The organism is Campylobacteraceae bacterium (genome assembly GCA_013215945.1).
In the GTDB taxonomy this organism is placed as follows: Bacteria; Campylobacterota; Campylobacteria; order Campylobacterales; family Arcobacteraceae; genus NORP36.
In genome coordinates, this window is the sequence record JABSOM010000012.1 from 1 (window position 1) to 12,020 (window position 12,020).

Genomic DNA, 12,020 nt, shown 5'->3' on the forward strand with positions numbered 1-12,020 from the left:
CAAACTCTATGCAAATATACTAACATATTCACATAATCTCATTATATAAGTTTCATATCCTAGCTAACAAATAAAAATATTTAGGAACCCGAAGGGCTTTATCAATACATATTTGCTTCTTTTTTAATACTTGAGCATTATGTATTAATAATTTTAAGTTAATAAATTTTATTAATTGAGGTGGACCCAGAAATCAAATCTCACTTTTATTTTACTCTATTATTTTCTTCATTATTGAATAATCATTTCCACTAACAACTATAAGTTCATCATTTGAAAAAGGAACTAATTCAAGTTTATTTTTATATTTTTCTACAGTAATCTCTGCTGCTTTTGCAAAAGGAAAATTCTTATAATGTGGGATTACATAAAAATCAATTAATCCTAAGGATTCAAAGGTTTTTAAAATAATTCCTTTTTTACTATCCATATCTTCTATATACTCTATATTTGGAGTAACTACCACTGAACCTGCTGATTCACCGATATATATTTTTCCTAAATTGATTTGTTCATTAATAAGTGCATCTGCTCCTGTTCTTTTTAATTCTTGTAATAAGAAAAAAGTATTCCCACCACTTATATAAATATAGTCATTATTAGCCAGTTTATTTTTTATTTCATTGCTAGAAGCAGTAGATATTTCAAGAATATCAAGGATCATACCTTTTTCTTCAAAAGCTTTTTTTGCATCCTCTACATAAAAATTAACTTCTTCATGAATACTTGCAGTAGGAATAAAAGTAACCCTCTTAGCCTTGACTTCTTCTTTTACATAGCTTGTAAATAGTTCTATAACATTTGAAAAAGAAGAGCTTAAAAATAATTGTTTCATATACAGACCTTATGATATTTTTCACATAATAGCTTAAAAAAAGGTAGGTATATTTAAAATATTACATTATGAAATATTTCATAATAATTAAAACAAAAGTTCCTCTTCTTAATACGGAAAATCAAGCCAGAAGTTCTTATTAAAATTTCTTAATTATGCACCATAATAAAGTAAAGCTGAACCGACAAACCAAAATATCCATTGAGGTAGAATAAAAAAAGTTTTTACATTACTTTTAATCCAAAAAAGTTGAAGTAACCAAACAATCCCCCACATCAAATACAGTAAACTTAGAAATAACGTTAATTCATATTCAAAGCTAATTAAATTACTTAAAGAAATAACAAACAATAAAACACATACTAAGAGTAAATCTACTGCCAGCATTTGAAACGCACACATAGATTGTTTCCAATTACGCATCAAGATCGAATTATTCTTAGAGGGAATAATACTTGCTGAATCTTTTGTTCCTCCAAAAACATGAGCAATGACGGCTAATAATGTGAACGAAGCAACAATAAGTACGGGAATATTCATTTTTTTCCTTTTTAAATTTGTTTTAGAATATAAGAGTTAATTAAAGGAAAGGAAGAATAACAACAAACTCTATTCCTTTATTTTCTTCACTATGACAATTTATTGTTCCCTTTAATTTTGAGGTCACTATATTATAAATAATATTTAATCCCAGACCTGTCCCTCCATGTTCTCTATTTGTAGTAAAAAATGGTTCAAAAATTTTATTTATATTCTCTTTGGGTATTCCTTTTCCGTTATCTTTATAAATTAACTTTATACTATTTGACTCTAGTACAATACTTATGTTTATCTTTCCCTTTTCTTTTTCTTTTTCTTTAAAACCATGACGTACAGAATTAATAACTAAATTTGATATAATTTGTGAAAATGCACCTGGATAACTTTTTATTTTTACGCCAGCATCACAATCAACGTTAATATTAATATTTGTTTTTTTTGTAATATTGCTTATACTCAATAGAACTCCAGAAATATATTCTTTTAAATAAAATTCTCTTATTTCTTCATGAGTTTGATCTACTGAAGTTTGTTTAAAACTCCTAACTAAAGCAGCCGTTCTTATTAAGTTAGTATTGATTTGCCTTTGTATATCTTTGGATTCTTCTAGATATTCTTCAAATTCTTCTTTAGTCATATTATTGTTATTGTATTTTAATATGATTTCATCTGTTATATCAACTAAATAAGATATTCCCGTAAGTCCAATGCCTACTGGTGTATTTATTTCATGTGCAACACCTGCAACTAGTCCACCTAAACTTGCCATTTTTTCGGATTCAATTAATTTAGATTGAGTTTGTTTTAAATTAGAGATTGTTTCTTCTAATTCATCATTTGATTCTTCTAGTTCTACTGTTCTGTCAAATACTTCTTGTTTAAGGTTATCATTGAATTTGTTTAATTTTTTTTGTTGTTTTATAATTGATTTTTGCATAACTTTAAAATTTGAAATTAAAATACCAATTTCATCTTTTGATTCTAGTTTAATTTCTTTAGTAATGTCCCCTCTTGCAATTATTTTTGTTATATCTGATAATTCAATTAAAGGCATTAAAAATTTATTTACAGCCATGGAAATTATAAAAGCAAAAATAACAAAAAATATGATTAGCGGAAGTAGAAACTTTTCAACAGATTTATTGATAATACTATCTATATTACTACTTAGCTCTTTTGTGACTTTAAAAATTTCATCTGCATATAATATATCTGCATATATCCATCCTAAATCGTTCAATTTTGAAAAAGATATATACATTTCTTTATTATTTAAAACAATTCTTTCAAAACCAGATTCTGTTTTGTTTATCTCTTTAAATAATTTTTTAAAGTTTGATTTATAATCGAGCAATGTTTTGTTGGAAAGTTCAATATTATTTTTTTTATAAATTTCATTTATTGCGTTTTTAGATAAAGCTATAGCTTTAAAACTGCTATCCAATAGAATGGAATAACCTTGTTCATTTTCTTTTAATAAATTTTTTAATAAATTTTTGAGGGTTAAATCGGTTCCAACAACACCAATAAAATTATCATTTACATAAACAGGAGCAATTGCACTAATCATTAAACCTTGTTCTGCGGGATCTTGATATAAAGGTGTCCAAAGCAACTTTTTTTCAGGATTAAATTTTGGGGTAGCAGGTAGAAAATAAATGTCATCAATAGTTCTAAAATCAGGTGGAAATAACTCCAGCATATTTACTCTTGGGTAGTAGCGCAAAAATCCCTCTGTTCCTAAAAAGTAGTTTGCAACAGTATTTATATTTCTGTTCAATAATGGTTCAAAATATTCATTTAAATAAGAACTTATTTCAATTTTCTTTAATACTCTCTCATCCACTTTCATCCACGTTGGTGTCCATAGGGTAGAAATATCAGATGTTTTTTCTGTTAATTGATTATTTGGCAGGTGAATTAAATGCTCTTTATAATTCCAATATTTTCTAGTATCGATAATATCTTTGTTTAAGTATAGTTTTTTAGTAAAGTCTTGTAAGTTATAAACATCTGCTTCAATATTTTTTATCAGCATTTTTAACGTTTCTTTTTGTAAATGCGTATACTTTAAGTAAAATTCTTTCGTTTGATTAATTAATAATTCATTGCCTGTTTTAATGGTAGATTTTTTTGCTTCATACAAAGATGATATTCCAATGTAAATACTAATAAAGATTAGTATCAAAAATATCATTGAAAAAAATAACAAGGATTTATTCTTGATGCCAAACTTTAATTTATTTTCTTTCATAAAAACACCTTTTAATATCAGCCAATAATAAACTATACAGTATAAAAACTTAATTATTTAGTATTTAAAAAAGTAAAGCTAAAAGTTTTTTCTTCTCTTATACTATCTGTTCCTGCCCTAGTCTATACAAAGCAAAATCATATTTAATGGGATCTTTTTTATCAAAAGCCCTTAAAGATTCTGTTATCTCTAAAGCAGATTTCAAATCATACGTTTTTCGCTTTAAAAGCCCTAATTTTTGCGATACTTTAAACGTATGCGTATCCAAAGGCAAAATCAAATCTTTTGTATCCACACCCTTCCATAAACCCAAATCTAATTCATCCTTTCTAACCATCCAACGCAAATACATATTCCATCTCTTATACGCCCCATTGCCAATTTCTTTGATATTTCCTATTTTATCTCTTTTAAAATTCTTAGAAACTAGAAAAGTATAACCTTGTGATTTATAATCACTTACCTCTGCAATCGCTGTAATAATGGCATCTATTCCTTCTAAAACACTCGCATCTTTTTTATACGCGCCTAAAAAAATATCGTTTAAAGAAGCTTTATGCTTTAACCGTTTAAACGATATGAAAGACTGTGCTACATCAGAAGCATTTTGGAATCTATAGTAGGAAGAGGAGAGTTCTTTTTTTATTATTTCATCGCTTTCATTAAGCAAAGAAAAGTCTAATTTTTCTAGAAACCTTACTATTAATGACGCTTTTCCATAAGCATATAATGCACATAATAAAATGATATATTCATCTTTATATTGTCTTGCAATGAATAAAGGATCTGGTTTATCACTTGATAATTCACTGCTATTATTTCTTTGTTTTACTTCTATGTCTAGGCGCTTTTGTATTGCTCTCACGTCTTACCTTTGCTTTATTTGCTTTGGATATAATATCCACTTATATAAAAATACTAAATAAATATGGACTAAAAATGCAAAATATATTAATTACTGGATGTTCAAGTGGAATTGGTTTACAAACAGCTCTTACACTCAAAGATAATGGCTATAAAGTGTATGCCTCTGCTAGAGATGATGAAGATATCAAAAACTTAAAAAATCTTGGATTTATCACTTTAAAAATAGATGTTAGAAAAAAAGATGACATTCAAAATGCTTTGTATTCTATTATTCACGAAGATAAAACACTGGATGCTGTTTTTAATAATGCAGGTTATGGACAACCTGGTGCGCTTGAAGATGTAAGCGTTGACGTATTAAAAGAACAATTCGAAACCAATGTTTTTGGACTTCATGAACTTACTGTTCAAAGTATGAAAATATTTAGAGCCCAAGGTTATGGAAAACTTATTCAACACAGTTCCGTTTTAGGAATAATATCGTTAAAGTTTAGAGGCGCTTATAATGCCAGCAAATATGCAATTGAGGGTTTAAGTGATACCTTAAGGCAAGAACTTCTAGGAAGTAAGATTACACTTTCTGTTATTAATACAGGTCCTGTTACGTCTAAATTTAGAGAAAATGCTTTGAGTAAATTTGTTAAAAATATTGATATCAAAAGCAGCTTTTTTAAAACCGTATATGAAAAAGATTTACAAAAAAGACTGGAAGATGATAAAGAGTCTACGCCTTTTAATTTACCAGCAAGCAGCGTTGCTAATGTTGTTTTAAAAATAATGCAAAGCCAAAAACCAAGAGGAAGATATTATGTAACAAAAGCTACTTATATTATGGGCTTTTTAAAACGCACTTTACCCACAGGTTTATTAGATAAAATACTAAATAAGATGTAGGTCTTATTTAGTATTTTCACTCATTTTTTTTATGAGTGTTTTTAAAGCATCTTTAATAGCACTTTTGAATAAATTCCTAAGAACATAATCATTTAGTAAAATATCTTCTTTTTTAAAAGCATCCGAATTTTTGTTATAAGTACTGTGATTTATATTTTCATATACAAGCTCATTGGATTCGTTAAAAATCTCTATTTGTATATAAATCTTTACTTGCGCAAGCTCAGATAAAAAAAGAGCATCAAAATCATAATTTACAATTGACAGTTTCATTTTATAAGCAGAGAAAATCTTTCTTCTTTTAGAATAAAGTTCATGGGCTGATATTTGTTCAAGGAAATATTCTTTTGTTAATTTTTCTAAGTTTATTTTGTGTAAAAGTACACTTCGCTCTAAAGCCAAAGAATCGGTATTATTAATTTTGGGATTCACTTTTCCACCCATACCTAAAGAAAAGTGTTTTCCAAATAATGCCCCTAAAGAAAGTCCAAAAGTAATAGGAGAAGGAACTTTTTCTTTTATCTTATATACTTCTATTTTCTCATCAATATAAAATGTTTTCATAGTATCATTTAAAGAAGGGCTGTTTTTAGAAGCACAAGAACTAAGAAAGAGTGATACCAGCAGCATATAAAAAATAATTTTCAAAGATCTCATCTTGAACTCCTAGGAATATAATATATTTTATTATATATTATACTTTTTTAAAATAAGATAAAGTACTTTTTCCAAATTTTTTGCTTTTAATCATAGTAAATAATCCTAAGTTTTCTGGCACTTCTAAACTTGTTACATGTTCCATACAAATTAAAGAAACATTCTCATTTTCAATGTTTTTAATCATTTCAAAACTTTTTTCATAAATATTTTCCATACCATCTCTAAAATCAAAAGGAGGATCAATATAAATAATTAATTCTTCGTTAGAGTTTTTTAAACTAGTAAGTAATTTGGGGAACTCAACAAAAGTATCTCCAAAAATCATTTGTGCATTCAAAGTATTAAGGTTTTTGCAGTTTTTTCTTAAAATATTGTAAGAATTTTTATTGATTTCAATAAAATATGCTATTTTTGCATCTCTGGAAAGAGCTTCTAAACCAATAGATCCAGATCCTGCAAACGCTTCAATAAATACTTTGTCCATAATATCGAACTGTAGTACATTAAAAAATGACTCTTTTAAACGCGATTTTGAAGAACGCGTAACATCTAAAGAAGGAAGTTCTAACTTCTTACCTTTATATTTCCCTGCTATAATCTGTGTAGTAAATATTTCTTTTTTCATAATTCTCTTCATAAATAAATTTTACGTAGTATAGCTAATTAGAGTTTATATTAAATTTCTTTTTTCAAAAAACAGAAAAAATTAATGCCTAAAACAAAAAATACATCTTTTTTTATAAATTAAACCCATATATTTTATTTATACAGTGCATTATTCCAGTAATAAACCTTCACCAATAATATTTTATAGACTATTTTGTTATAATGCAAAAAAACAAAGGGATCTTGTGCCAAGAAAAACATTAAAAAAGATTCTGCCTAACCATCAAAAGATTAAAGACAATAAAATGTTAAAAATATTTGGCTCTTTATTGCAAAAAAAAGAAATCTGGAGTTTATCCAGAAAAAAAGTACTTGCAGGTGTTTTTATAGGTATGTTCATTGCTTTTATTCCAATGCCCTTTCAAATGCTTTTAGTAACACTCTTAGCAATAATTTTAAATGTTAATCTTCCCATACCCTTAGTACTAATATGGATTTCAAATCCTATTACTATGCCTTTTATTTATTATTTTGAATATGAATTGGGGAATATTTTATTAAACAATCAAAATGCTATTGAATTTTCTTTGGATACTATGCATGAAAATTTAAGCCAGATTGCCTCATCTTTATATGTGGGAGCGTTTGTTGTATGTTGTTTTGTAAGTATTTTAAGCGTAGTAGTTTTAAATTTTTTGTGGATAAATAAAGTTAAAAAACAAAGAAAAAACAGATAAGAATTCTTATCTGCTTGATTTTATTTCTTTGATTTTATCTTGCGTAAGAAAGAGCTCTTAACTCTCTAATTACATTCACTTTTATTTCACCTGGATATTGAACTTTTTCTTCAATTTCTTTTGCAATTTCACTTGCTAAAATAACCGCTTCATCATCATTAACCAAAGTAGCTTTTACAATAACTCTTACTTCACGTCCTGCATTAATAGCATAAGCATTAAGCACGCCTGTTTTAGAAGTAGAAATAAGTTCAATTTCTTCTACTCTTTTTAAGAAACTCTCTAAAACTTCTCGCCTAGCCCCTGGTCTTGCTGCACTTAAAGCATCAGCAGCACAAACAGCAGCAGATTCAACATTAATAGGTTCTTCAAAACCGTGATGGGCATAAATACCATTAATTACAGTTGGCGGTTCATTATAACGTCTACAAATATCAACACCTAAATCTACATGTGAGCCTGGCATGTCATGTGTTAATGCTTTACCAATATCATGCAATAATCCAGCACGACGTGCAAGAATTGGATCCCCACCCATTTGTGCTGCAATTAAACCAGCTAAATGAGATACTTCAAGTGTATGTTTTAAAGCATTCTGCCCATAAGAAGCTCTGTATCTTAATCGCCCTACTAATTTTACAAGTTCTGGATGCATTGCTTTAATTCCAAGTTCTAAAACAACATCTTCACCCTCTTTAAGAATCTTTTCACCAAATTCAATTTTAACTTTATTATAGATTTCTTCAATTTTTGCGGGTTGAATTCTTCCATCTTCAATCAAGTCTTTGATTGTTTTAGTTGCAATGGCACGTCTGTATAAATTAAAAGAAGAAACAGTAATAGTATTTGGAGTATCATCAATAATAATATCAACGCCTAAAAGCATTTCTAAGGCTTTTATATTACGTCCTTCTTTTCCAATAATTTTACCCTTGGTTTCATCATCATTAATAGGAATATTATTAATAAGTCGCTCAGCAGCAAATTCACCTGCATATCTAGTAACGGCATTTGCAAGCATATTATTAATACTTAACTCACAGTCTACTTCTGCATTTTTGTATTTTTTTCTAAAAATAGAGGCAATTTGGGCTCTCGAGTCCTCTTTTACTTTATCTAACATTAATTCTTTTGCTTCATCTTGTGTTAAACCAGAAGCATTTTCTAATACTTTTATAGCAGCCGTTATTTTAGTATCGTAGGTTTCTTTTTGTTTTTCTAAACCCTCTTTTAATACTTTAATTTTTTCACTGTTATTTTCTACTTCATCTTTTTCTTTTTTAATACTCTCTAATTGTGTTTCTAAATGAGAATTTAGTTCTTTTTCTTTTTTTTCAATTTTTTGTAACATATAATCGTAGTCTTTTTTTGCCGTATTAAATTCTTTGTCGTAGTCTTTTTTTGCATTGCTTTTTGCATCTTTTAGAATAGCTTGTGCTTCATGCTCAATTACTCTGGCTTTTGCTTTTGCTTGTTCAGTATAAATGTCAAATTTTGCATTTTCAAATTTTCCTTTTATAAAGATTGTAATAGCAGCAACAAAAATTGCTAAAACCAATCCTTCTAATAATAATACTTCCATACTCAAAACCTTTAAATTGTTTTAAAAAAATACACTAAAGTCTTGTATTTTTATCTTGTTATAATATAATCTGCTTGAATATCGTAATGATTAGATAAAATTTTCGAGCTCTTACAATAGGTTAATTGTGTGAATACGATGCATGGTTTATTTTTCAATGAATAAAAAAACCTATCATACATTCCTTTTCCAAAACCAATTCTTTTATATACAGCATCAATTCCTACACAAGGAACAATGGCTAAATCAATATCATTTTTTAAATAAGAATTGTTTGGTTCTTTTATACCAAATTTTTTGACTTTTAGAGGCAATCTATATTTAACTGCTTTGAAACTTTTTCCTTGCATATAAGGCACGAAAACGTCCACTTTTTTCTCTTTCTTTAATCTTTTAATTAAAGGCATAACATTAACTTCCATTTTTAAAGGAAGATATAATAAAACTTTTTTAGCACCTAAAGAATCAATTAATTTATATAATTTATTTATAACATCGTAATCTTTTTTAACACGTCGTAATTTACTTTGAATTTTTAATCTTTTTATACACGATTTTCTAAAATCACCCTTGTGATTTTCTAACATATTTAAGCCTTACTTAGATATTATTCATATCCTAATAAATATTCTACCTAAAGGACTTAAAATGCAGTTTAAACACATGGCATTTTTTGCAATTATACCCCTACTCGTATTTGTAGCTTGTGATTCAAAAAATAGTACAGAAGAAAAAATAAAATACCCCAAAATAAGCTTAACGACGGTAAGAGGCGTAAACTTAGAAATAATTACGAGTGAAAATACTCTGGCATTTAGCAACTATCAAAATAAAGCCTTATTAATTAATTTTTTTGCAACCTGGTGCCCTCCTTGTAGAGCAGAGTTTCCACATTTAAATAAATTAAGAGAAAAATACAAAAATGATTTTGAAATTATAAACATCTTAGTATCTGATAAGAAAAGTAATGAAGATATGCTTGCTTTTATGAATGAATTTAATATTCAATACCCAACTACCAATGGAGTAAGTAATGAGCTTTTTGCTCAACATTTAGGAGGAATTAAAACCATTCCAACTATGTATTTATTAAAAAAAGATGGTTCAATTATGGAAAAATACAAAGGTATGGTTCCTGAAGAAATGTTAGAAAGCGATATACAAAGGGCAATTAAATAATGTTTAGTTTTTTTAAGAAAAAAGAAAAGAATAATAATGAGAAACAAGAAGAACTTCAAGTTCTTTCATCTAACAATGAAAAAAATAAAGAAGAAATAGAAGTTGAAAAAGAAATAGAACAAAATATTTCTCATGCAAATATTAAGGAAACAAAAGAAGATCTAATAACAGATGATAAAACAGTAAATGGAACTATAAAAAGTACCAAAGAAAGGGATGAAAAAGAGATTCAAAAAAACTTTTTCTCAAGAGCTTTAGAAAAAACAGTTTCTAATTTTTCTTCTATTATTCCCAAGAAAAAAGAAATTATTTTTTTTAATGAAATTGAAGATGTACTAATTGAAGCCGATATGGAATACGAAGTGATTGAACAAGTAATGGAAGGTTTTGAGAATTTTATTTCAAGAAAACAACTAAGAGAAAAATTAATTCCTTTATTTGCAGATATGCCTAAAATAGAAGAAGAAAACCTTCCTAAACCTTTTGTTCAATTAATTATTGGCGTTAATGGGGCCGGTAAAACGACCACAATTGCTAAACTTGCGAACAGATATAAATCTATGAATAAAAAAGTACTTCTAGGTGCTGGAGATACATTTAGAGCAGCAGCCATTGAACAATTAAGTACCTGGGCTACTAAACTAGACATCGCCATAATTAAAACCAAACAAGGTCATGATGCATCAGCAGTTGCTTACGATACTATTTCTTCTGGTATTGCAAAAGACTTTGACAATGTTATAATAGATACAGCAGGACGTTTGCAAACACAAACAAATCTTTCTAATGAACTTAAAAAAATAGTAAAGGTATGTTCTAAAGCACAAGAGAATGCACCCCATCAAAAACTAATGATTTTAGATGGTACGCAAGGAAACTCAGCTATTGCACAAGCCAAAGCTTTTCATGAGATGATTGGAATTGATGGAATTATAGTTACAAAACTAGATGGAACAGCAAAAGGTGGCGCTTTATTTTCAATAGCAAGCCAATTAAAAATCCCTATTTTATATGTAGGAATTGGTGAAAAAGCCACAGATTTAATTGAATTTTCAGCCGATGCTTTTGTAGATTCTTTATTAGATGGTATTTTTACCAAGGATTTAGAAGATAAAAACTAAGAGATTATTTATAAAAATAATCTTAAGATAAAAGTGTAAATAAAATAATAATTTAATATTAATTTGATTACACTATTATCCCGACAATTAATATTATATAGTATAAAGGAACAATTATGAGTAAAATTGGATTAATCTACGGTAGTGACGGTGGTATGACTGAAGATGTTTGTAAAAGATTAGTAAAAATTTTAGGTGAAGACAATATTGATTTAATAGAAGTACAGAATTCTTCTACAGATGAAGTTTCATCTTATGATAAATTAATTCTTGCAAGCTCAACATGGGGTTCAGGAGATTTACAATCAGATTGGGAAGACTTTGAAGACAATTTAGATGAAATTGACTTTTCAGGTAAAACAGTAGCTTTATTAGGTCTTGGTGATCAAGACGGTTATGGAGATACTTTTGCAGAATCACTTTATTTATTACATGAAAAAGTAAAAGCGGCTAATGTTATTGGTCAAACTTCAACTGAAGGTTACGATTATGAAGAATCATTAGCAGTAGTTGATGATATGTTTTTAGGTTTGGTTATTGATGAAGACAATCAAGATGACTTAACAGACGAAAGACTAGAAGCATGGGCAAATCAAATTAAAGCAGACTTAGGTCTTTAATTTTAAAACAGGATGTAAATCCTGTTTTAGTTCTTGTTTACTCTCTACTATACATCCCCATTTTTTTAAGCCCTACTCTTTGTATTTATAAGATTTTGCATTAAAATAAATCATTTCCCAATTCA

At 27.8% G+C, this 12,020-nt stretch carries 13 protein-coding genes; 5 read left to right on the forward strand and 8 right to left on the reverse strand.

Annotation, left to right across the window (positions count from 1 at the left end):
• Positions 1 to 211: 211 nt before the first annotated feature.
• From HRT41_12160 to HRT41_12175, 4 genes are all read right to left on the reverse strand, one after another.
• Positions 212 to 835 carry a Type 1 glutamine amidotransferase-like domain-containing protein gene (locus HRT41_12160; protein ID NQY24776.1) on the reverse strand — a complete coding sequence of 208 codons (624 nt, stop codon included), beginning with the start codon at positions 833 to 835 and terminating at the stop codon, positions 212 to 214.
• A 153-nt stretch (positions 836 to 988) separates the two neighbouring features.
• Positions 989 to 1,375, reverse strand: coding sequence for a hypothetical protein (locus HRT41_12165; GenBank protein NQY24777.1), 387 nt, complete (start codon positions 1,373 to 1,375; stop codon positions 989 to 991).
• Positions 1,376 to 1,415: 40 nt separating this feature from the next.
• Positions 1,416 to 3,629 carry a HAMP domain-containing protein gene (locus tag HRT41_12170; protein ID NQY24778.1) on the reverse strand — a complete coding sequence of 738 codons (2,214 nt, stop codon included), beginning with the start codon at positions 3,627 to 3,629 and terminating at the stop codon, positions 1,416 to 1,418.
• Positions 3,630 to 3,726: 97 nt separating this feature from the next.
• A complete protein-coding gene (locus HRT41_12175; GenBank protein NQY24779.1) occupies positions 3,727 to 4,494 on the reverse strand; it encodes a TIGR02757 family protein in 768 nt (255 codons plus the stop codon).
• Between the two features lie 74 nt (positions 4,495 to 4,568).
• Here HRT41_12175 and HRT41_12180 point away from each other — a divergent pair, with 74 nt between their 5' ends.
• The gene (locus HRT41_12180; GenBank protein ID NQY24780.1) at positions 4,569 to 5,390 is read left to right on the forward strand and encodes an SDR family NAD(P)-dependent oxidoreductase; all 822 of its coding nucleotides are present in this window, start codon (positions 4,569 to 4,571) and stop codon (positions 5,388 to 5,390) included.
• A 3-nt stretch (positions 5,391 to 5,393) separates the two neighbouring features.
• Here HRT41_12180 and HRT41_12185 read toward each other — a convergent pair whose 3' ends face one another.
• The gene (locus HRT41_12185; protein ID NQY24781.1) at positions 5,394 to 6,047 is read right to left on the reverse strand and encodes a hypothetical protein; all 654 of its coding nucleotides are present in this window, start codon (positions 6,045 to 6,047) and stop codon (positions 5,394 to 5,396) included.
• Positions 6,048 to 6,084: 37 nt separating this feature from the next.
• On the reverse strand, positions 6,085 to 6,675 hold the full coding sequence (gene rsmD, locus HRT41_12190) for a 16S rRNA (guanine(966)-N(2))-methyltransferase RsmD (GenBank protein ID NQY24782.1): 591 nt from the start codon (positions 6,673 to 6,675) through the stop codon (positions 6,085 to 6,087).
• A 226-nt stretch (positions 6,676 to 6,901) separates the two neighbouring features.
• On the opposite strand from rsmD, the gene HRT41_12195 reads away from it, so the two are divergent.
• Complete coding sequence (locus HRT41_12195) at positions 6,902 to 7,393, forward strand: DUF2062 domain-containing protein (protein NQY24783.1); 492 nt, start codon at positions 6,902 to 6,904, stop codon at positions 7,391 to 7,393.
• A gap of 34 nt (positions 7,394 to 7,427) precedes the next feature.
• Here the strand turns inward: HRT41_12195 and rny are convergent, their stop codons facing one another.
• Together rny and HRT41_12205 are read right to left on the reverse strand one after the other, a co-directional pair.
• The gene (gene rny / locus HRT41_12200; protein ID NQY24784.1) at positions 7,428 to 8,975 is read right to left on the reverse strand and encodes a ribonuclease Y; all 1,548 of its coding nucleotides are present in this window, start codon (positions 8,973 to 8,975) and stop codon (positions 7,428 to 7,430) included.
• A 50-nt stretch (positions 8,976 to 9,025) separates the two neighbouring features.
• Positions 9,026 to 9,562, reverse strand: coding sequence for a 5-formyltetrahydrofolate cyclo-ligase (locus tag HRT41_12205; protein NQY24785.1), 537 nt, complete (start codon positions 9,560 to 9,562; stop codon positions 9,026 to 9,028).
• 61 nt (positions 9,563 to 9,623) lie between these two features.
• Between HRT41_12205 and HRT41_12210 the strand changes: the two genes are divergently transcribed.
• The 3 genes from HRT41_12210 to HRT41_12220 all read left to right on the forward strand — a co-directional run bounded on the left by HRT41_12210 (position 9,624) and on the right by HRT41_12220 (position 11,895).
• A complete protein-coding gene (locus HRT41_12210) occupies positions 9,624 to 10,154 on the forward strand; it encodes a TlpA family protein disulfide reductase (protein NQY24786.1) in 531 nt (176 codons plus the stop codon).
• Entirely contained in the window at positions 10,154 to 11,275 is a 1,122-nt protein-coding gene (gene ftsY / locus HRT41_12215; protein NQY24787.1) for a signal recognition particle-docking protein FtsY, read from the forward strand. Before HRT41_12210 ends, ftsY begins: the two co-directional genes overlap by 1 nt.
• A gap of 116 nt (positions 11,276 to 11,391) precedes the next feature.
• Complete coding sequence (locus HRT41_12220; protein ID NQY24788.1) at positions 11,392 to 11,895, forward strand: flavodoxin; 504 nt, start codon at positions 11,392 to 11,394, stop codon at positions 11,893 to 11,895.
• Positions 11,896 to 12,020 lie beyond the last annotated feature (125 nt).